Genomic DNA, 21,587 nt, shown 5'->3' on the forward strand with positions numbered 1-21,587 from the left:
CAGCCATATCAGGAGGCAAGCGATGATCTTCGATGTAGACAAAGAAACCATGCCGAGGGAAGAGCTGGAAGAATTACAGCTCAAGCGTCTTAAACAACTTTGTGAGCGCGTTTACGCCAATGTTCCCTTTTACGCCAAAAAATTTAAGGAATTGGGAATCGAACCCAAAGATATCAACTCCCTATCCGACATCACCAAGCTTCCCTTTACCGAAAAGCAGGATCTTCGTAACCACTACCCCTTCGGCCTGTTTGCTGTTTCCCGCGAGAACATCGTCCGTATACATTCATCCTCCGGTACAACCGGAAAGGCTACTGTTGTCGGATACACCAAGCGCGACATCAAGAACTGGGCGGATATGATGGCCCGGTCCTTCGCCATGGCCGGAGCAACCCCGGAAGACACCATCCACAACGCTTACGGTTACGGACTCTTCACCGGCGGACTCGGCGCACATTATGGCGCTGAAGCTCTTGGCGCAACCATCATCCCGATTTCCGGGGGAGGCACCCGCCGTCAGGTTATGCTGCTTAAAGATTTCGGTGCGGACGTAATCTGCTGTACCCCCTCCTATGCACTCTTTCTACATGAAACAGGCAAAGAAATGGGTATTGATTTCAGCAAGCTGCCTCTGCGAATCGGGGTTTTCGGTGCAGAACCGTGGACCGACTCCATGCGCCGCGACATTGAAAACAAACTGAACATCAAGGCACTTGATATCTACGGCCTCTCCGAAATCATGGGACCAGGTGTAGCTATGGAATGCGCCGAAGAGCAAAACGGCCTGCACATCATGGAAGACCACTTCCTGCCTGAAATCATCAATCCAGAAACAGGCGAACCCGCGAAACCAGGCGAAGTGGGCGAACTGGTAATCACCACCCTGACCAAAGAAGGGATTCCGCTCATCCGTTACCGCACCCGCGACCTGACCCGCCTGAATTACACTGCCTGCCGCTGCGGTCGTACTTTTGCCCGCATGCAACGGGTAACCGGACGCAGTGACGACATGCTCATCATCCGTGGTGTCAACGTCTTCCCGTCCCAGATCGAATCTATCCTCATTGAGACAGAAGGACTCTCGCCGCACTACCAGCTGGTGATTGAACGCGACGGCAATCTCGATATCCTGACTATTAAAGTCGAAATTTCAGGTGCTGCATTTTCCGATGAAATTAAAAATTTACAGCGTCTCGAAAGAAAGATACAAAAAACTATTAAGGAATTCCTTGGCGTAACAGCCCGGGTACAGCTTGTGGAGCCCAAATCAATTGAACGTTCCGTGGGTAAAGCCCAGAGAATTCTCGACCTGCGTAAACAGGACCAGTAATAGAACCTATTCAAATGCGAGGAAACACCATGAAATGTGACCAGCTATCCATATTCCTTGAAAACCGTTCCGGAAGACTCGCCGAAGTAACCCGTCTGCTGACAGAGAACAAAGTCAACATCCGTGCTCTTTCTCTGGCCGACACTTCTGATTTCGGCATCCTGCGACTCATCGTGTCCGACTTTGAAACCGCACAGAGAGTGCTTAAAGATGCAGGATTCACCGTGGGCAAAACCTCTGTCGTAGCTGTAGTTGTGGACGACCAGCCCGGTGGACTGCACAACCTGCTCGAATTGCTGCGTTCATCCGGCATCAATGTGGAATACATGTACGCCTTCGTCCACCAGTCCGGCTCCAATGCCGTAATCATCTTCCGCTTTGACCGCACCGATCAGGCAATTGAACTGCTCAATGAAAAGCAGATCAAAATGATCCCCAGCGAAGAACTTTGTAAATTATAAGCCTCCGGCGGCTGGGGAAGGGAAACTTTTTACAAAAAGTATCCCTTCCCCAGACCCCATCTCTTCCAAAACTTTTATTAAGCTTCGCATATAGCGCATTCAGGCGTCTTAGATTTGATCGCAATATCTTGGTTGGTATTGCGTTTTTTTTATTATTTTTTTTTACTTCAAAAGAAACAAAACGTATTACATCTATTATGAATATCAAGCTGCTCAAACAAGAAGCCCCGTGCCGCTGGCGTATGGAAAAATACGGTCCCATGCGCGTAGACGGACTATTCTTCGGCAACAAAGATATCATCCTCGAACTGGACGAGACTACGGTTTCTCAGGTCCGCGATGTGGCATCTCTTCCGGGCGTGGTCGGTCCGGTCTGCGCTATGCCTGATGCCCATTCAGGGTATGGTTTCCCCATCGGCGGAGTGGGCGCTTTCGATGAGAAACACGGGGTTATTTCTGCGGGCGGAGTCGGTTTTGATATATCCTGCGGCGTACGCACCCTGACCACCGGGTTGAAAAAACAGGACTTGATCACTTGTGATGCCAAGCTTGCAGATTTGATTTTCCAGAGGATTCCTTCCGGCGCTGGGGTTGGAGGTGATATTATCCTAGAAGGCGATCAGCTTGATGAAATGCTGATCGGCGGTGCTTCATGGGCAGTCGGACAGGGATTCGGAAAACCGGAAGACCTCGGCAGGATTGAAGGACATGGCAAAAGCCTTCTGGCTGCCCCTTCCAAAGTACCCCTAAAAGCCAAGCAGCGCATGCGCAATCAGATGGGTTCGCTGGGATCGGGCAACCATTATCTGGAAGTACAGTATATTGAAGAAATCTACGACGCTGACAAAGCTGCGGCTTTCGATATCGAGGTAGATGATGTTGTGGTCAGTATCCATTGCGGTTCACGCGGACTGGGACACCAGATTGCAAAGGAATACCTGCCCATGATGGCTGATAAGGCACTGGAATTCGGAATTATACTGCCACACAAAGACATCGCCTGTGCGCCAATTAGCTCAGAACTGGGCCAGGATTATCTCGGTGCTATGGGAGCAGGCATCAATTGTGCGCTTGCCAATCGTCAGGTTATTGCCCACTTAGTTCGTGAATGCTTTGCTGAAATTCTGCCGCAGGCTGATTTGAAATTACTTTACGATGTGAGCCACAACACCTGCCAGAGGGAAATTTACAAGGTTAACGACAAAAACAAAAAACTCTGGGTACACCGCAAAGGTGCAACCCGTGCACTGGGCCCTAACCACCCGGAACTGCCCCGCGAATTCAAAAAACACGGCCAGCCGGTAATCATAGGCGGCAGCATGGGTACGGCATCATACATTCTAGCCGGGACCAAACAGGCTGCTGAAATATCATTTTCATCATGCTGCCACGGTGCAGGACGGGTTATGAGCCGTTCAAAGGCGCGCAAATCTTTTAAAGGCAATAAAATTCAGAAGGAACTGAGCAGGAGCGGTATCACCATCCGCAGCGGTTCAATCAGGGGGATCGCCGAGGAAGCCCCTCTCGCATACAAGTGTGTAGACATGATTATCGAATCGACCCAACTTGCTGGAATAGCAGAAAAGGTTGCCCGGTTACGTCCTATTTTATGCATTAAGGGCTAAAACTTGTGGAAATAGATTATTTTTTGAACTAAGTTACTCTGATGGAAAATATCGAAGTAATCAATAAAGATTGGCTGGCCTCCATGGCCTCCACCAAAAAAGAATTCCTGACCAAATTATTCGGGGTCTTTCTGCGTGATGAACCGGCACGGGTAACTAAAATAAGGGAAGCCTTTGAAGCCGAAAAGATGGACGAGCTGAAATATCTTGCCCACTCCCTGAAAGGAGCTGCCGCCACCATGGGGGCTGATCGGGTACGTGAAGCCTGCCTGCAACTGGAATACAGCGCCCGTGACGGGAACAAAGAACTTTCAGAAAAAAATCTTTATCTACTGGAAGAAGAAATGAAACTTGTCTACGATTTTATGAGCGACTTTATCCAGTAGCCGGGTAGCAAGAAATCCCTACAGAAAAGTAAGGACCTTAAAAGCTTTAACCCCCGACACCATCTGATGCCGGGGGCTGTTTTTGAGTTAAGGCTTTACAGTCAAAGTATATCTATTGTCCCAGTCAATATATTTGTTTATCAACTCGCGGACTTGAGCGGCATCGATTTTAGACGCTTGCTCGACTATCTTCTGGTCAAAATCAGGCTGGAATCCTTTGACAATCAGGCTTGCAGCCTCCCGGCTCCTGGAAAGCAGACTCTGATGATCCTGATAATATTCACCGCGCAGAATATTACGGGCACGCAGTATTTCTTCTTCAGGCAGATCCTTTTCTTTAAGCATCTTCACTGTCTTGTCGAATCCGGCAAGGGCCTGTTCAAGCTGTTCCGGCTTAGTACCTATATAGAAAGCCATGAACCCGGTTTTAGGTGCCTGCCAGAGAAATGCCGTGACTGTGTAGCCAAGGCCCTGCTTATCACGCAGATCACGGAAAAGCAGCCCGCTCTGTCCGGCCAGTGAAGCCCGAAGCAGGGAAAGCCCAGCACTAGCCTGCCTGTCTTCCATTCCCGGAACAGGGAAAATAACCATCAGATGGGCTTGGTTACGGTCCGGCAGGGTCATGGTAAGATCTTTTTCCGCTCCCCAATTTGGTACAGGAACAGAAACAGCGGTATCCTTCGTCACCAACCGTCCGTCCAGCTCTTTTGCAAAAGCGGCAATAGCCTCACGATCATAATCTCCGCAGATGGAAATCACAAAAGGACGGGAACTCTGCTTTTTCCAGTAACCGGTAACTTCATCACGTGAAAATTTATCCACATTGTCAGGCATTCCAAGATGAAAATAGGAGTAGCTGCCGTCCTTATACAAAAACGGAAAGATATTCCTGAAGGCAAGACTCAAGGGACGGTCTTCCTTGCGCTTGATAGCTGAGACCTGATCCTGCCTTGCACGATCCAGCTCCTCAGGAGCAAAACGGGGACTGGTAATAACCTCGCTTATGAGCGGAAGCATATCTGCAGTAAAGCGGGACGGGAACTTGGCATTGATTGCAAAAACTTCGCGACCGGCAGTTGCACCAAGGGATGCAGCACGGTCAGAGACAAAATCCTCCAGTTCGGTGGCATTGAGGCTCTCTGTTCCACGGGTCAGACTCTGGGAAACCATTGCCGCAAGGCCCTGCTCTTCAGGAGTAAGGTCCGCATCACCGCCAACCCAATACATGGACAAAGCTGTGTACGGGAGGGTTTCATCAGGAATGAAAACCACCTTACTGCCATTGGCGAGTTCAATTGTTGCAGCTTCTCCCGGACCGGAAACATCCGCCTGTGCAGCAGCTTTGCTTTTCTTGGGCCAATTTTCAGCTACAGCTTTTTCGAAAACCTGTGCATCAGCTTTCACCTCATCAGGCACAAGCATGCAGGCCGCAAGCTTTTCAGGAACAAAATATTCATCATAAAGCTGCTGCAACTGTTCACGTGTGATATTGCGCAAGTCGTAAAGGTAATTTTCCTCAGCCTGCTGTCCACCTTCAAAGAACTGGAAATACCCCAGCTTGGAAGCCAACCCGGAAAGGGTCTCCTTGGTCAGAAACAACGAGTCCTCAAGATTGATAAGCACCCGGTCCATTTCACGATCAGTAAAGTCGTTGAAATCAACAGAGGACAACTCCTCCATGAGTTCCTTCCAGAATTCATCTACCTTATCCGCATCAAGGGTCGCAAAGACATAAAGCATCCCGGCACGTTCAAGGGTCAGGGATGAAACAGAGATGCTGTCCACCATACGTTTTTCATACTTGAACTTGCGGTACAGGCGTGAAGTTTCGCCCCCCCCAAGCAGCTCGCACATGGTTTCAAGCCCTGCGATCTTGGCGGAATCAAGGCCCGGAATGGGAAAAGCCACCCCGATGTATGCTTTATTCCACTTACCGGGAACAACCTGCACTGTTGTCTTGCCGGAAGCAGGAACAGGAAAAGTCTTAGGCGGCACTACCGGTGCCACAGATTTGCGGCTGCCACAAAGTTTTTCGGCTTCCTTGACCACTGCTTCAGGATCAATTTTACCGACGACGGTCAGCAGCATGGATTGCGGCTGGTAAAGACGGTCAATATATGCATGGATATCTTCGGAGGAAAGCCCTTTTACGGTGTCGCGGTAACCAATGATAGGCCATTGGTAGCTGGTATCTTTCCAGACGATAGACTGCAGGGTCTTGAAAATCCTGCTGCCGGGATTATCCTCGCCCCGCTCCAACTCGGAAAGCACAACCTCACGCTCAGACTTGAGTTCATCGGGATCAATCCTGGCGTTAAATGTCATGTCGGTGACAATATCCATGCCCAGTTTCCATTCGCTTTCCGGGACTTCGACATAGAAAACAGTATAATCGAAGCTGGTGGCAGCGTTCATATCACCACCCACGGATTCAATCTCACGAGCAGTCTCACCGGGCCCCCGGTTCTCAGTACCTTTGAAAACCATATGTTCCAGCAGATGGCTTATCCCGGCCTGCCCCGGTTCTTCATAAGAAGATCCGGCATGAACAAACAGCCGCACGTTAACAAGTGGGAAACGGTCATCTTCCTTGACAAGGATTGACATACCGTTCTTAAGCCTGATCACGTGCGGACCTTCACCGGAAGCAAGAGCGCTTTTGATTTCCGCACTCAGCTCAGCCGCTGCGGCTTCTTCCGCAACTGAATCCACTGCAGTCACAGCAGGAGCAACTGAAGATCCGGCCACGTTTTCAATTAATCCGGCAGCCACATCTTCTTTTTTACTGGCATCTATTTTTTCAACTTTGCATCCGCTACTCATCAGCAGCACCCCGCAAAGAAGCATGAAAATACATAATTTCTCAAAATCAAATCCTTTAACGGCTGCAACAGCCTGCACTTTTTGTTGAGGGACCATGTCTTTTAAACTCCGGTATGTCAATCTGGTTTGAAGTACAAATTATCGGAAAAATAGAGGGCGGTAACAATATCCCATAAACACAGAAAATAATTTAAGCATAGGTTCCGCAGAGGTCAACGTATGAAAAATAAAAATCGGAAAAAACAACTTGATCCTGTAAACAATTCCAAAAATTGTTAATTCACGCTCCAAGGTCGGAAAAACAAGTACCTATATGCAAGGTAGAATGTATATGTTGATTGACAAAACAACTTCCGAGGGACATTATTTGCGGCGCGGAAAATACCAGTTGCGAGGTGTTTTACTTCAATTAATTTACGGAGGTGCTGATGCCTTTTAATTCAACGGTCTCCCCAGTCAAACGGGGCAAGAGCGACGCAATTCTGGACTGGCTCCAGATGTTTTCAGGAGTGGCTCTTATCATTTTTGTATTTATGCATATGAGCCTTGTATCAAGCGTAATTTTCAGTCCATCCATCATGGACACCATTGCGCACACTTATGAGGAAAACTACATGGCCCAGATCGGCGGGCCGATCCTTTTTCTACTTTTCCTCTTTCATTTTTATCTTGCCGCACGCAAGATTCCCTTCAGGCTTGAAGGACAGAAAACCATCTGGAAGCATGCCAAAATGCTCAAGCATCGCGACACATGGCTCTGGGTGGTTCAAGTGGTTTCCGCCATGCTGATTCTGGTCATGGGAGCCATCCACATGTGGGCTGTACTGAGTGACCTGCCCATCACCGCAGCCCGCTCTGCCGAGCGCATTCAGTCCGGGCCGTGGATTTTCTTTTATCTTGTACTCGCTCCGCTTGTTGTAATGCATGTTGTAGCAGGTTTGTACAGGATCGCAGTAAAATGGGGCTTCATCAAAGACTACCAGCGCGGCAGGTTGAACAAATTTGCTACCGGTCTGGCCGTAGTCTTTATCTGCATCGGACTGGCAACTCTGGCCAGATTCATGACTCTGACTACATAGATTTTGCTGCAACCCGTGGCTTTAAAGCTGTCTATCTTATGATGGACAGCTTTTTTTACGGTTAAATCCTGTTGATTGATTTACAAATCAATGGTATTGGTCAGACCAATTGTTCAAAAACTTAAATTGGTAGGACCCATTATGGAGTCAAAATCTGCAAAAACAGTTCACCAGTCTGTGGCCCGGCAGATTGCAGAACTGATTGAATCCGGAAATCTCAAAAAAGGGGACAAGCTGCCGGCGGAACGCACATTAGCCGAGCGTTTCAAGGTTTCCAGAAGTTCAATCCGTGAGGCAATCAAGTCACTGGCCCAGAAGAATTTGGTCGAAAGCCGCCGGGGAGACGGCACTTACATCCTCGCTGACATGGATGCTGACATCTTCGATGCCTTCATCACTGCTTTCAGTGACCAAAAAAAACGCATCAATGATATTTTCCAGTTCAGGAAAGTAATAGAGCCGGAGATAGCCGCTCTGGCCGCATCATCAATGGATGAAGAAACCCTGAACCGAATGAAAGTGATTGTCTGTGACCAGCAGATAAAGGCCCGGACCGGGAAAAACAGCAGCAATCTGGATGCCCAGCTGCATCTGGAAATTGCCAGGGCCACCGGCAACTCAATCTTTCCGGAAATGATGCAGGCTCTGGATCGCATAATGACGGAAAGCCGCTCTGAAATCCTGCAGCCCCCGGCAAGGCAAAAGGCATCTATTGCGGCCCATTTCAAAATTCTTGAAGCTTTTGAAAACCGGGACCCGGCAATGGCCCGCGAAGCCATGCGCCAGCATATCGCTGAAGTTGAAGAAGCAGCGACCGGCCATGATTCAAAAGAATAACCTGTAGCCCAAGCAGGAGGACAAATGTTCTCGACCTTATTGATTTTCATCATACTCGGCATTTTCGCCGGGATACTGGCCGGATTGCTCGGCATCGGCGGAGGACTGGTCATCGTGCCTATCCTTGTCTTTACCCTGCCGCCGCTGGGTATCCCGGAAGTACACCTGATGCACATTGCATTGGGCACATCCCTCGCAAGCATCATATTTACTTCCATCTCAAGTATGCGTTCGCACAATAAACGAGGTGCTGTACGCTGGGATATTTTTAAATCAATTACTCCGGGTATCATTCTCGGTACATTTCTCGGTTCCCTCTCCACCTCATTCATGAACACCAATTTCCTGAAAGGCATTTTTGTAGTTTTTCTCTACTATGTGGCCTCTCAGATGCTTTTCGGGCTCAAGCCTAAAGCATCACGCAAGGTTCCGGAAGCTAAAGGAATGTTCGTAGCAGGTAACGTGATCGGCATCTTTTCCAGCCTCGTAGGTATCGGCGGGGGAACTCTTTCCGTACCCTTCCTGACTATGTGTAACATCGTAATTCACACCGCAATCGGCACAGCCGCAGCAATCGGATTGCCCATCGCCATTGCCGGAACCGCCGGATACGTCTGGACCGGTATCGGCGTGGAAGGCCTGCCCAATTACTGTATCGGTTATGTATACCTACCTGCTTTGATCGGGATTGTTTCTGCAAGTATGCTGACCGCGCCCATCGGTGTACGTCTGGCGCACAGCCTACCCGTTGACAGACTCAAAAAGATTTTCGCGGTGCTGCTGATCATTGTAGCAACCAGAATGTTGCTTAGCATTTTTTAGCTTATGCGCTAACGCGCTCTAAACAAACAATTTCGCCTCCGGTGGCCGAAAAGACTAAGCCCCTTGGAATCCCTATCAAAAGGGTTTAAGATCCCCGGCAATACGGTCTAAGGCATAATCATTTTAAAAGGAAAACCAACATGAAAGAAGTACGTAATAATGCTCGTGAATTAATGAAAGGTTACTGCAAAGTATGTCCGGTCTGTAACGGTAAGGCCTGCGTAGGTGAAGTCCCCGGAATGGGCGGACTAGGTACGGCTTCGAGCTTCAAGAACAACGTAAAGGCCCTTGAGGCCCTGAAGCTGAATATGCGCACCATCCACGAATTCAGCGAACCGGACACATCTGTCAATGTTATGGGCATCGACCTCGATATTCCGGTCATTGCCGCTCCTATAGGCGGTGTGGAATTCAACATGGGCGGCAAGGTAAGCGAAATAGATTACGTGACCAACAAACTCAAAGCATGCAAGGAAAAAGGTATCATAGGCTGTACCGGAGACGGCGTGCCGCCTTTTATCTATGAAAGCGGGTTCGCAGCCATCAAAGAAGTTGGCGGCCACGGCATTCCCTTTATCAAACCCTGGGGAGAAGAAGAGCTTAACGAAAAACTACAGAAAGCCCAGGAGACCGGATGTAAAATTATCGGTATGGATATCGATGCCGCCGGGCTGATCACTCTTAAAAAGATGGGCCGCCCAGTTACTCCCAAAAGCATACGCAAACTTCGTGAAATCATTGAATCCGTAGATGCCGACTTTATTCTCAAAGGTATCATGACTCCTGATGAAGCACGCATGGCTATCGATGCCGGAGCCAAGGGAATTGTTGTTTCCAACCACGGAGGTCGTGTACTCGATTCCTGCCCCGGCACAGCAGAAGTGCTTTTTGAAATCTCACGGGCAGTGGCCGGACAATGCTCCGTAATGGTAGACGGCGGTGTACGCACCGGAATTGACGTGCTCAAAATGCTGGCTCTGGGCGCAAATGCGGTCATGATCGGCCGCCCGTTCTCCATAGCTACCATGGGCGGCCTGCAGGAAGGTGTGGAAAAATACATCGACCAGCTTAAGTCAGAGCTCACCGCAGCCATGGTCCTTACCGGAACAGAGAAAGCAAGTTTCGTAGATATAAAAGTTTTATATCGTTAAGCACAAAAATAATATTTTGGTGTTGACGCAAGGCGATAGCGGAGTTATCTTTAAGTCAAAGGCAGAGGTAGTTGTACCAAGGCAACCCGTTACCAACCCTCAGACGGGAGTGAAATCAATTTGATGTCACTTTCTAAAAGCGAGTCTCCCAGCGAGGCTCGATTCGAGGGGAGCCTACCGCGAGAGTTCTTTTAAGACCTCCAACGGGCCCATGGAGAGATAGGAAATCGCCGGTTATCCCGGCAAATGCGAAAACGGATCCCCTCTTCTAAGGCAAAACGGATTTATTGAAACTTCGTAACCAACCATTAAATCGGTTTAGACGCGTATAGATAAGATCAAAACAACCGCTAATCCTGGTTGAAACGCGTAATTTAGGTAAAGCTAAAAGAAAACCGTCAACTTTGGTTAGGACACGTTACTTAGTAATCTGTAAAACATGTATTTAAAGCCCCCGGACAGGACTTCAGTTCTGTTCGGGGTTTTCTTTTGTGTGCTTTGTGCCTGTCTGATGGACATTCATCGTTTTGTGTGGAACTATTGGCAGACACTTAAATTATAACTACTAGACATTGCAGCATGAAACGCATTCTCTATTTTATAATCATATACACTATTGTAAGTTTATCTATATTTTGCGAACAAACACAGGCAGAACAAATAACTATCGGCTATATTGAACTACCGCCATACTACTATACAAACTCAGAAAACAAACCGGACGGATCATTACTTCATCTTACCAAAAGAATAATGAACAAAGCAGGTTATGAATGCCGTTACATAAGCATGCCATCCAAAAGAATATTGCACACAATCCAGAAAGGTAAAAATTTTGCATCAATAGGATGGTTTAAAACACCGCAACGCGAAAAATATGCTAAATTCTCACTTCCAATATATGAAAACAAACCTATTGTTGTTCTTTTAAGACATGAAGACCATGATCAATTTATAAAATACAACACACTTAAAGAACTTCTCGAGCAAACAAAATTCAAAACAGGAATAGTTGCAGGGCACTCAATGGGTGGATATATTGATTACTTACTGGAAATGCACCCCCAATCCGTCTATACTCTTTCCGGTACAACCCAACAGCTTGTAAGAATGCTGCATACCGGCCACATTGATTTTTGTCTCTTGGCGCCGGTTGAAATAGCCAAAATAATCAAACAATCGCATTACAAAGATGATAAATTTTCCTTCATGTCCATGGCAGACATCATTAAGGGAAACACACGCCACCTGATTTTTTCAAAAGACGTTTCAAACGATACCATCAGCAGAATTAACTCTGCCATAACTGAGATCAAGTACGAGACGGAGCTAAGCAGATATGCCGGCCATTAATAAATGTATGAACTATCCACATTATCGGTGGCGATGGTCATTTCAGGCAGGTCGGTAAAAAGGTTGCTCAATGCCCCTTTGGCAACCAGCAGGGATCGCTCGTCATGTTCTTTCCTGATCAGTACAGACAACCTTTTGCGTAAAAATCATACTGATCTTATTTAATAGCATGGAAAAGGCAGATTAAGCCAACTGCGGAGAGGTTAATTTAGGAAACGGGGGCTCACAATACAAACTTCATAGGCACAAAGCGAATACCATTCATATTCTGCTCTTCGCCTTCTACCGTGAAGCCACAGCCAAGATAGAAAGCGCGGGAATTTGGTGATGAATTCACGGTCAATTCACTGGTTCCGGCTTTGCGGCAATGTTCAATGACCAGACTCATCAAAATTTTGCCAATACCATTTCCCTGCTCGGCAGAATCGACGAAAAGCATTCCCAAATGCCTGAAAAAACGTATTTCAGCTACTCCGACAATCCGTCCGGCATGTCTGGCCGTGAAAACAACCGCCCCCTGCTCCATTCGTTCTCGCAAGGCCTGCGGAGTTGCGTAAACTTTAAACTCGGAACGTCCCTGCGCTGTAAAACCGGGGGCAACTTTTTCATCAAAGACTTTAAAAATCAATTCTGAGGCTTGATATTCCTCACCGGGCTGTAACTGATCGTATATAATTGACTCCGACATATTACTTTCCTAACGCCGCCGTTTAGGCATGGCAGCAGTGCAAACCCAGTCCAAAACAAGGGGCGGATTCACATTATAATTAAGGGATTCCTGTGCCTTGCCGAGCACGAGGTCGAGTCTGCGCAGTCCTTTGGGATCAAAAAGCCCTGAAATCGCATTGGCGGCGGAAGTGGACTGAGGATTGACCAGCGCATTCTTGAGTTCCCGCTGGCAGCCCATGACTACCTGTAAGCCCATTTCTTTATCCAGAGCCCCTTTGGCCGAAGTACGGGCAAACCACCCCTGACCTGATCTCCAGAAATGAAGCATGGCATTGACCCATTCGGCGACTTCCGGGGAATTCTGCTGATCTGTAGGCCATGCGAGAGTGATGACCCAGCTGCGTGAGACAAGGGTTTCCAGCAGCCGTTCACGCTGCGGGGCGGTGAGCACAAAGACATTGCCGGGGCGAGGTTCTTCCAAGGTCTTGAGGAGCGCGTTAGCAGAGTTGCCGTTAAGGTGCTGTGCTTCGCGGACCACGGTAACGCGGGTTCCGCCGCCATGCGGAGGCTGCCCCCAGACCGGAAGTAATTCACGGATTGAATCTACTGAAATATCCTGTTTGAGGCCGGTTCCGCTGTCATTTTCTTCACGGTCAATAAGCAGAAAATCGTTGAAAGCATTGTCCGCAATCTGCTGGCATGATTGGCAGGTTCCGCAAGGTTCCTGACCGTTCTCGCAGTTGAGCACACAAGCCCAGTAACGGGCCATATCCATGCGCTCGTCAGCGTTGCCGCCTTCAATCAAAAGACATTGCGGAGGCTTCTGGGCCAGTTTCGCAAAACGGGACAGAACCAGATTTTGGCGAGAAGCAGTTTCTTGAATGGATGTGAACATAGTGTGCCTCCGGCGGCCCTGCCGGGGGCCTCTCCGAGGGCCAAAGAACCCTTTTGGAAAAGGGTTCTCTGGACTCTCCTAAAACTTTTAATAAGCTTCGCGTCCCTTATTCCAAAAACACGCACTAACTTAAAAACACCAAATCCCACGTAAAACACAACGTGGGAAAGAAATATCTAAACATCATGCACTCCTAAATATCCCCGCAGCGAAGCCAACTAAAGGTTTCTGAAGGGGATGGGGTCTGGGGAAGGGGAAACTCTTGCAAGAGTTTCCCCTTCCCCAGCCGCCGGAGGTACTATCTTACAATAGTCTGAGCGCGGTCGGGACCGACGGAGACTATGCCGACTTTTACGCCGGAGAGTTCTTCAATGCGTGCAATGTAGTTGCGTGCAGCTTCAGGCAGTTCGTCGTAGGAAGCTGCCTTGGTGATATCTTCATCCCAACCGGGCATGGATTCATAAACAGGCTTGACGTAAGCCATTCCGTTCTGTTCCTGCGGGGGATAATCTACCTTTTCACCACAGTACTCGTAGGCAACGCAGATTTTAATTTCTTTAAGGCCGGAAAGTACATCCAGCTTGGTCAGAGCGAACTCAGTGAGGTCACAGAGACGTGCGGTTTCACGCAGGACAACCATGTCCAGCCAGCCGCAACGACGCTTACGTCCGGTTGTTGCACCGAACTCATGGCCGTTTCTCTGCAGGGTATCACCGGTTTCATCAAACAGTTCGGTGGGGAAAGGTCCGGCACCGACACGTGTAGTGTACGCTTTACAGATACCTATGATACGTTCCAGCTGGCGGGGACCGCATCCTGCTCCGGCAGCGGCGTTACCTGCAACAACATTGGAGGAAGTAACAAAAGGATAAGTTCCGTGGTCGATATCAAGATGCACACCCTGTGCGCCTTCGAAGAGGACCATGCTGCCTTTCTTGTTTTCATCCTGAATAACGGAGGAAACATCTCCCAGGTAAGGGACAACTCTTTCAGCGATGGGCAGTATTTCCTGATATACCTTTTCAGCATCAAGCGGCTCAACATTGAAAAGTTTTTCAAAAAGAACGTTCTTTTCCTGAAGTCCTGCAACAATTTTTTTACGCAGAAGTTCAGGATCAGCGAGATCGGCGGCACGGATACCGCAACGGTTCATTTTATCTTCGTAGCAGGGGCCGATACCGCGACCGGTGGTACCGATCTTGTTATCAGCGGATTTAAGGGATTCGCGGCAGTTGTCCATCAATTTGTGATACGGCATGATGATCTGGGTCTTCTTGCTGATCATCAGACGTTCGGGGGAAATATCCACACCTTTTTCGGCAAGTCCGTCAATCTCCTTGAGAAAAACCTCAGGGTCGAGTACTACCCCATTACCGATGAGGCACTTTTTACCCTGATGAAGAACCCCGGACGGGATGAGATGCAGGATACACTGCTCTCCTTCCACAACAAGAGTGTGACCGGCATTGTTTCCACCTTGGAAACGTACGATCGCACCAGCTTGTTCGGCGAGCATATCAACGATTTTGCCCTTGCCTTCGTCCCCCCACTGGGTTCCCACAATTACGGTATTAGCCATTACTAATGTGCTCCTTCTACAGTATTTCCGCATGCCTTTGACTTAAGACATGGAATTCTTGCTGTAATTTGATTACTTGATAGCGGCACTGCGTCTGACGTATAATAACAGGAACAAGCCTGTTGCTGCATAAAAAACCGTAAAATGGCCGCTCAAGAAGATCCGCTTACCTGCTGTTAATACCTTTTTTGCTAAAGGTTCGCCAGCATTAAGCACGGCAGACGGGTTTTAATGCGTAAAAAATCTTTCGGGGAAATGTCAATACATCAAAGTAAATTAAATGACCCAAAAACGGGTATTTTGACACTTTTTTCACAACATATTTTCAATATTGTTGTGTACTTGGCGTTATTCTCTTTTTTTTATTACATTTATTCAATCAAGCATGATATTCCCCTGCCCGGCACAATCCGGGTGGCCGCCGTGAATATAGAAAGGGTCTTTCCAAAACTTTCCCCGTGGGGTCCGGGATTCGAACGGGAATTGGTGGATGAATTCATAAAATACACCGGAACGAATCTTGATATTAAAGCCTATCCCACCCATGATCTTGCCTTTGAGGCTCTGGTCAAAGGCAAAGCCGACATCATGCTGGCCACGGGCTACAATCCGGACCTCAAATCAACCACCACACCGCTGATCAAAGGTCCGGTCTATGAACAAAATCAACCTGTCATGCTGCATCACATACTGCGATTCGAACTTCGCACCCCGTTTGAACTCTGTGATCAGGAAGTTTTTGTTCCGGCCCACTCAGGCTTGGAGCAGACTTTCAATAATCTGATCGAACACCTTGCCTGCACACCGACCATGGTCCGCGGCAAGAACTCCGCCCATCTGGAACCGCTGCTGCGGTATAACAACAACAAAACCATGCGCTTCCATCTTGTGGAATACGGAGCTTTCAAGCCCATCAGACCGTTTCTGCACAAGCTGAGAATCACGGACTATTTCGGTGATGACCTTGAATACAGGTGGTATATGCGAAAAGACGTTCATGGTCTGGGTCATGAAGCAGAAGACTATTGGCACCTGATAACATCCAACGGAACATTGGATGACCTGAAAGAAAAATATTTTGGTTTCATCCCTGAAGAAACAGACTTTTACGATCTTTACTCCCTTCGTAAAGACATCCGGGAAAAACTGCCCCTCTACCGCAATTACATAATCAAGGCAGCAAAAAAATATGATATTGACCCATTGCTGCTCACCGCGGTGATGTATCAGGAATCACATTTCGATCCCCTCGCCCGCAGCAAGACCGGGGTTCGAGGACTCATGCAGCTTACCACCGACACAGCCCAGCTCCTGGGGCTGACCAGTAGACTGGACCCGAAGCAATCCATCTACGGCGGGGCTCGTTATATCAAATTTTTATGGAACAAACTGGACAGCAGAGATGTGGACGGCTGGGATCGCTGGCTGTTTGCTTTAGCCGCCTACAATCAAGGACTGGGACATGTTTACGATGCAATAGAAATCGCCAAGTACACCAGCAAACATCCGGGAACATGGCGATCACTGAAGCAGGTGTTTCCGCTGCTGACCAGGTCTAAATACCATTCAAAAACAAAACACGGCTACACACGTGGGTATGAAGCCGTAGATTACGTTGATAGCATTCGCTATTACTATTACATTATGAACGGATTAGCTATCCTTCCGGGGCTGGAGTCGGATTACCTTGCTCCCCTTGCCGGAGCCCGTTGAACCTGCAGTAGAACTTTTAGTCTTTGACCCGAACAGCTCATCTTCGCCTTTTTCAGGCACAAAATCAGGTCTGGGAGACATTGATTCCGGTCCGGCGGCCTGAGCCCAGTGATAATTAAAAAGCTGGTTTTTAAGCCGCACAGCCTGTATCATACCGAACACGACTGCGGCTTCCTCCCACTTGCGGGTGGGTTCGAAATCGGCCACTTCAGCTTCATACTTATTCCATAATTCCGTAAGGGATGCTTCATCGTAAGCATTGAGCTGCTTGGCCAATTTCAACAGGGCCTTTTCCATATAACCTTCTGACATATATTCTCCAGATAAAATGCTGGCGACGGGACTCAGAAAAAAAACCGATCTTTTCCCGCGCACTTGAACAGAATCAACCTACAAAAAGTTTGCTGATACCGCAATTCAAAATTGCCCGCCGGAAAAGGGTGTGCTATGAGCGGCTTACCACAAGGCAACAACTCACGGAGAACAACTATGAGTGATCTTAAAAAAATGTACAAAACCCTGCAGCAGGATCCATTTCCAGCTGATATGACCGTCACCCTCGGGGACCAGAAACTGTCCTTTAAAAAAAGGACCTGGGAAATCGACGGGGAAACAAAAGGGCTTCGCTACGGCGAAAACCCCGACCAGCCCGCAGCTCTTTACGAACTGGTTTCCGGAGGTCTGGAGTACGACGGCATCAAATTTCGCGGCGAAGGACAGGGTCTTGTTTCCGCTCTCACTGAAGAACACATGATTCAGGCGGGAAAACATCCCGGCAAGACAAACCTGACCGATGTGGACAACGCTCTGAACATCCTGCAGTACCTTACCGCCAAGCCTGCGGCTGTTATCCTCAAACACAACAACCCCTGCGGAGCCGCATGGTCCGAAGACGGTGTAGGTGTTGCACTGCGTAACGCTTTTCAGGCTGACCGCATCGCCGCCTTCGGTGGAGCAATCGTAGTCAACCGCCCCTTCACCAAGGAAGCTGCCGAGGTTGTAGACAGTGCATATTTCGAAGTTGTTGCGGCCCCCTCTTTTGAGGAAGGAACCCTTGAAGTTCTTAAGAAACGCAAGAACCTGCGCATTCTTCAGATTCCCGGCATTAACAATCTTGAAAAGATGCTCGGCCAGCCTTTCCTTGATGTAAAGTCTCTCATGGACGGCGGCATGGTTATACAGTTCTCCTTCCGCAACCGTATTCTCGATGCAGAAGATTTCATCCCTGCCACCGCAGAAAAAGACGGCTCCACCTTCTCTTCCCGCGCTCCTTCCAAACAGGAAATGGATGACATGCTCTTCGCATGGGCAGTTGAAGCAGGTGTGACCTCCAACTCTGTAATTTTTGCCAAAGACGGCGTGACCACAGCCATCGGCACCGGTGAACAGGATCGCGTCGGTTGCGTGGAGCTGGCCGTTACCAAGGCCCGTATCAAATACGCTGACGGACTCTGCTTTGAAAAATTCCAGATGTCCCTTTTCGAACTGAAGCTCAAAGCCCTCAATGATGAACAGGCGGCCAAGGATCTCGCCGAAATCGAGCAGGCAGCAGTTGAAGCCAAGGGCGGACTCAAAGGTTCCGTGCTGGTTTCAGACGGTTTCTTCCCCTTCCGCGACGGCGTGGATCTCTGCATGGCGCAGGGTATCACCGCCATCGCCCAGCCCGGCGGTTCCATCCGCGACCACGAAGTGATTCAGGCTACAAATGAAGCCTCACCTCAGGTCGCCATGGTATTTACCGGACAAAGATCTTTTAAACATTAAGAATGCCTCCGGCGGCTGGGGAAGGAAAACTTTTGAAAAAAATTTTCCTTCCCCAGCCCCCATCCTTTCAAAACTATTTATTATGCTTCGCAACGTTGTTTATTAAATCAACCTAATTTTAGGCGAAGCATGCCATTTCAATAATTAAACATTTATGTTAAGTATGCCCGGATGTCTTGTTTAGACGTTCGGGGTTTATTTTTTTTTAAGACTTAGCAAGTTTGAACATTACTCCCGCCAGATTGCGAGCAGGCGGGATGCGGGAAACGTTTACTGTAGCGGCAAACACAGCAGTTCCCGGAAGGATTTACATGTCCCTATTCAAAGAAGGACGTTACGTTGCGCCCGGAAATATTGTAGAATTCATGCATGGCAACCAGCCTCAACTGGCCTTTGTCATGGAAGAGCAATCCGGAAAGCTGAAGCTTTACACTATCAACAAACGCGAAACAAAAATGCCTGCGGCACGGGTTCTTCCATGGATCGGACCGCAGTATTCCGCTACCGCTACCCGGCAGGAAATGCTTGATCACATGGTCACTCATCAAGAAAAACGGGGTGAACTTCAAGCCGGGCTTGATACCATGGAAATATGGGAACTCTCTCAGGGGGAACTGGAAAAAGCTCCTCTGAGCTGGTTTGCCGGGCTGCTCTGGGAAGAGCCGGATGCCGACCAGATTTCCGCCCTTGGCCGAGCCATGATCGCTGCCAAGACTCATTTCAAATTTCAGCCGCCTGAATTTATAATCTACACTCAGGAAAAAGTTGACCTCCGTCTTCAGCAACAGGCAGAAGAAAAAGCCCATGAAGAAATCATGAATGCCGGGCAGGAGTTGTTTAAAAACATCTGGACTGCCCGCGAATCTGGAGGAAGAATCAGGCCGGACCGTATCCCGGCAATGTCCGATGAAATCGCAGAGGGTTTAAAATCTTTCCTCATGGACAGAATTTCCGGTCTGAATGAAGATAAATCCAATAAAATGTGGTCCGCCCTGCGCAAGGGACTTCCCGACCATCCTCATTTACCTCTTCTGCTGGCTCAAGGCTGGGGCATACTTCATCCGCACCACAACTATCTTCTGGACGAAGCAGAATACGTTTTCGATGACAGCTGGGCAGAACCGCACAGTGCAGAAATATCCCGGCTGGTCAAGGCCGTGGAAACAAAAGCAGGCGCTCCCTGCCCCCTGCCCATGCGCAGTATTGATTCCGCTACCACCAAAGACATTGACGATGCTTTCAATCTGAGGAAACGGGACGATGGCGGCTACACCCTGACCATAGCACTGGCCCGGCCCTGCATGGATTGGGATTTCGGTGCTGAACTGGATCAGGCAGTCATGAATCGCGGGACCAGCATATATCTGCCCGAAGGCACCAGCCACATGCTTCCTGAAGCTCTTGGAATTGGAGCATTCAGCCTTTTTGCCGGTGAAATTCGTCCGGCTTTGATTACGACCTTCGAGCTCGACGAACATGGAATCCTGCAGTCGGTCAATCCCCACAACGGATGGGTGAAAATTACTGACAACTCCACTTATCTCGCAGTGGAGCAGATGCTTGAGGAAGGCAGTGATGATGAAATGGCCCTTGCTTATGAGCTTTCTGAAAAACTTCTGCACGAACGCATTAAACACGGGGCTATCGTAATCCGCAGGCCTGAACCCGAACTTTCCCTTGAAGGTTGGCCGCAGCAGACCAAAGTCCTCATGTCTACCAAAGAGAAAACCACCCGTGCAGACCAAATCATCAGCGAGTTCATGATTCTTGCCAACTCCGGACTTGGCAAATTCGCCGGGGATAAAGATTTACCGCTGCTCTACCGTACGCAGGACATAGCCCTGCCTTCCGACCTAAGTGGAATAATCACCGAACCGCATGAAATTTACATTCGGGTGCGCCAGATGGTCCCTCCGCAGATGGAAACGACTCCCAAGAAACACGCCACACTGGCTGTAAACGGGTACAGTCCCATAACTTCACCCCTGCGCCGCTACGCGGATTTCATTAATATGGCCCAGCTTTGCCATTTTCTTGTGGAAGGTCAGCCCAAGTGGGATGCGGACGGATTGAAATCACTCGCAGAGACTCTGCAACTGCGTTTGCAATCGGTTATAAAAATCCAGCGATTCAGACCCCGCTACTGGAAACTGCTCTATCTGGCACAAAACAGAAAAGGCTGGCACCATGCTGTGGTTGTTGACGACAATGGTCCTTTGGCTACGCTGGCTATGCCCGAAATCCAAATAAATGTACGGGTTCCCCGCCCCATGCTTGGCGACAAATTATACCCGGGTCAGGACTTTCAGATCAGGTTTAACAAAATTGACCCGTTGACAAATGAGTTACGGGTTGTGGAAGCTATGGAAGAATAATTTTCGAGGAGAGGAGACGCTTATTTCCGGCTGTCATTCTGGCTGGAATTAGCATATATGTAATTTCAGTTTATTAAACGAAAAAGACTTAAAGGAGTTAGCGCATGCTCTGGATATTCTGGCTGGTTTTCGCCTATTTTCTGGGATCAATTCCCTTCGGACTTTTTATCGGCAAAATTTGCTGCAACCTCGACATACGCACAGAGGGCAGTAAAAGCACCGGCGCCACTAATGTTGCCCGCCTTTGTGGATTCAAGTACGGAGTAGCCGCACTGGTTCTGGATCTAGCCAAAGGATTTGTTCCGGTTCTCATGGCCTGCCAGTACAGCCACAACTGGATCTTTATTTCCCTTGTAGCCGCAGCAGCAGTTCTTGGGCATGTTTTCTCCATCTTTCTGGATATGAAAGGCGGCAAGGCTGTAGCCACTACCATCGGTATATTTCTGGCTCTCGCCCCGGTTGCAACTGTCTACTCAGTCATCTTACTGCTGGCTGTTATCGGCCTGTCCGGTTTCGTTTCCATGGGTTCGCTGACATTTGCAGTGGCTCTGCCCTTCTTTACGCTGATCACCGGATCCATCGGCATGGTTCCGCTGGCATGCTGCATGACCGTGCTTCTTTTCTGGACTCACCGGGACAACATAAGACGTCTGGCTAAAGGTGAAGAAAATTCCTGGAAGAAAAAGAAATAACACCTAAGAAGGAACCTTAAGGCTCCCTCTGAC

General features: G+C 48.7%; 19 protein-coding genes. 13 read left to right on the forward strand and 6 right to left on the reverse strand.

All coding sequences use genetic code 11. The features are described 5' to 3' along the window. The first annotated feature begins 22 nt into the window (after nt 1-22). The 4 genes from ACKU41_RS04865 (at nt 23) to ACKU41_RS04880 (ending at nt 3,802) form a co-directional block, all read left to right on the forward strand. Nucleotides 23-1,330, forward strand: a complete 1,308-nt coding sequence (locus tag ACKU41_RS04865) for a phenylacetate--CoA ligase (protein WP_319780264.1) — start codon at nt 23-25, stop codon at nt 1,328-1,330. A 29-nt stretch (nt 1,331-1,359) separates the two neighbouring features. Beyond that, the gene (locus tag ACKU41_RS04870) at nt 1,360-1,791 is read left to right on the forward strand and encodes an ACT domain-containing protein (RefSeq protein WP_319780266.1); all 432 of its coding nucleotides are present in this window, start codon (nt 1,360-1,362) and stop codon (nt 1,789-1,791) included. Nucleotides 1,792-1,988: 197 nt separating this feature from the next. Beyond that, a complete protein-coding gene (locus tag ACKU41_RS04875) occupies nt 1,989-3,416 on the forward strand; it encodes an RtcB family protein (RefSeq protein WP_321404410.1) in 1,428 nt (475 codons plus the stop codon). A gap of 41 nt (nt 3,417-3,457) precedes the next feature. Beyond that, nucleotides 3,458-3,802: an Hpt domain-containing protein gene (locus ACKU41_RS04880; RefSeq protein WP_319780269.1), complete on the forward strand. Its 345-nt coding sequence runs from the start codon at nt 3,458-3,460 to the stop codon at nt 3,800-3,802. Between the two features lie 87 nt (nt 3,803-3,889). Here the strand turns inward: ACKU41_RS04880 and ACKU41_RS04885 are convergent, their stop codons facing one another. Beyond that, nucleotides 3,890-6,721, reverse strand: coding sequence for a pitrilysin family protein (locus ACKU41_RS04885; RefSeq protein ID WP_321404411.1), 2,832 nt, complete (start codon nt 6,719-6,721; stop codon nt 3,890-3,892). A 332-nt stretch (nt 6,722-7,053) separates the two neighbouring features. Here ACKU41_RS04885 and ACKU41_RS04890 point away from each other — a divergent pair, with 332 nt between their 5' ends. The 5 genes from ACKU41_RS04890 to ACKU41_RS04910 all read left to right on the forward strand — a co-directional run bounded on the left by ACKU41_RS04890 (nt 7,054) and on the right by ACKU41_RS04910 (nt 11,867). Beyond that, nucleotides 7,054-7,704, forward strand: coding sequence for a succinate dehydrogenase/fumarate reductase cytochrome b subunit (locus ACKU41_RS04890; RefSeq protein WP_319780272.1), 651 nt, complete (start codon nt 7,054-7,056; stop codon nt 7,702-7,704). 141 nt (nt 7,705-7,845) lie between these two features. After that, entirely contained in the window at nt 7,846-8,541 is a 696-nt protein-coding gene (locus ACKU41_RS04895) for a FadR/GntR family transcriptional regulator (protein ID WP_321404413.1), read from the forward strand. A 24-nt stretch (nt 8,542-8,565) separates the two neighbouring features. Beyond that, a complete protein-coding gene (locus tag ACKU41_RS04900) occupies nt 8,566-9,363 on the forward strand; it encodes a sulfite exporter TauE/SafE family protein (protein ID WP_319780274.1) in 798 nt (265 codons plus the stop codon). 140 nt (nt 9,364-9,503) lie between these two features. Further along, the gene (locus ACKU41_RS04905) at nt 9,504-10,514 is read left to right on the forward strand and encodes an alpha-hydroxy-acid oxidizing protein (RefSeq protein WP_321404414.1); all 1,011 of its coding nucleotides are present in this window, start codon (nt 9,504-9,506) and stop codon (nt 10,512-10,514) included. Nucleotides 10,515-11,093: 579 nt separating this feature from the next. Continuing rightward, nucleotides 11,094-11,867 (forward strand): transporter substrate-binding domain-containing protein, encoded by a 774-nt coding sequence (locus ACKU41_RS04910; protein ID WP_321404415.1) that lies wholly within the window; start codon nt 11,094-11,096, stop codon nt 11,865-11,867. On the opposite strand, the gene ACKU41_RS04915 is transcribed toward ACKU41_RS04910, so the two are convergent. The 4 genes from ACKU41_RS04915 to ACKU41_RS04930 form a co-directional block, all read right to left on the reverse strand. After that, nucleotides 11,864-11,998, reverse strand: coding sequence for a hypothetical protein (locus tag ACKU41_RS04915; protein ID WP_321404417.1), 135 nt, complete (start codon nt 11,996-11,998; stop codon nt 11,864-11,866). The two genes, ACKU41_RS04910 and ACKU41_RS04915, sit on opposite strands and share 4 nt — an antisense overlap. 92 nt (nt 11,999-12,090) lie before the next feature. Next, complete coding sequence (locus tag ACKU41_RS04920) at nt 12,091-12,555, reverse strand: GNAT family N-acetyltransferase (RefSeq protein ID WP_321404419.1); 465 nt, start codon at nt 12,553-12,555, stop codon at nt 12,091-12,093. Between the two features lie 9 nt (nt 12,556-12,564). Beyond that, nucleotides 12,565-13,431 (reverse strand): DNA polymerase III subunit delta', encoded by an 867-nt coding sequence (locus tag ACKU41_RS04925; RefSeq protein WP_321404420.1) that lies wholly within the window; start codon nt 13,429-13,431, stop codon nt 12,565-12,567. Nucleotides 13,432-13,729: 298 nt separating this feature from the next. Further along, nucleotides 13,730-15,010 (reverse strand): adenylosuccinate synthase, encoded by a 1,281-nt coding sequence (locus ACKU41_RS04930; RefSeq protein WP_319780281.1) that lies wholly within the window; start codon nt 15,008-15,010, stop codon nt 13,730-13,732. Nucleotides 15,011-15,433: 423 nt separating this feature from the next. Here ACKU41_RS04930 and ACKU41_RS04935 point away from each other — a divergent pair, with 423 nt between their 5' ends. Then, the gene (locus ACKU41_RS04935; protein WP_321404421.1) at nt 15,434-16,723 is read left to right on the forward strand and encodes a transglycosylase SLT domain-containing protein; all 1,290 of its coding nucleotides are present in this window, start codon (nt 15,434-15,436) and stop codon (nt 16,721-16,723) included. Here the strand turns inward: ACKU41_RS04935 and ACKU41_RS04940 are convergent. Beyond that, complete coding sequence (locus ACKU41_RS04940) at nt 16,664-17,035, reverse strand: hypothetical protein (protein ID WP_321404422.1); 372 nt, start codon at nt 17,033-17,035, stop codon at nt 16,664-16,666. The genes ACKU41_RS04935 and ACKU41_RS04940 overlap by 60 nt on opposite strands. Nucleotides 17,036-17,212: 177 nt before the next feature. Between ACKU41_RS04940 and ACKU41_RS04945 the strand changes: the two genes are divergently transcribed. The 3 genes from ACKU41_RS04945 to plsY all read left to right on the forward strand — a co-directional run bounded on the left by ACKU41_RS04945 (nt 17,213) and on the right by plsY (nt 21,554). Continuing rightward, nucleotides 17,213-18,487: an IMP cyclohydrolase gene (locus tag ACKU41_RS04945; RefSeq protein ID WP_321404423.1), complete on the forward strand. Its 1,275-nt coding sequence runs from the start codon at nt 17,213-17,215 to the stop codon at nt 18,485-18,487. Nucleotides 18,488-18,798: 311 nt separating this feature from the next. Continuing rightward, nucleotides 18,799-20,862 (forward strand): ribonuclease catalytic domain-containing protein, encoded by a 2,064-nt coding sequence (locus ACKU41_RS04950; RefSeq protein WP_321404424.1) that lies wholly within the window; start codon nt 18,799-18,801, stop codon nt 20,860-20,862. A 104-nt stretch (nt 20,863-20,966) separates the two neighbouring features. Next, a complete protein-coding gene (plsY, locus tag ACKU41_RS04955) occupies nt 20,967-21,554 on the forward strand; it encodes a glycerol-3-phosphate 1-O-acyltransferase PlsY (protein ID WP_319780286.1) in 588 nt (195 codons plus the stop codon). The last annotated feature ends 33 nt before the right edge of the window (nt 21,555-21,587 follow it).

Origin of the sequence: Maridesulfovibrio sp., assembly GCF_963678865.1 — a bacterium.
In the GTDB taxonomy this organism is placed as follows: domain Bacteria; phylum Desulfobacterota; class Desulfovibrionia; order Desulfovibrionales; family Desulfovibrionaceae; genus Maridesulfovibrio.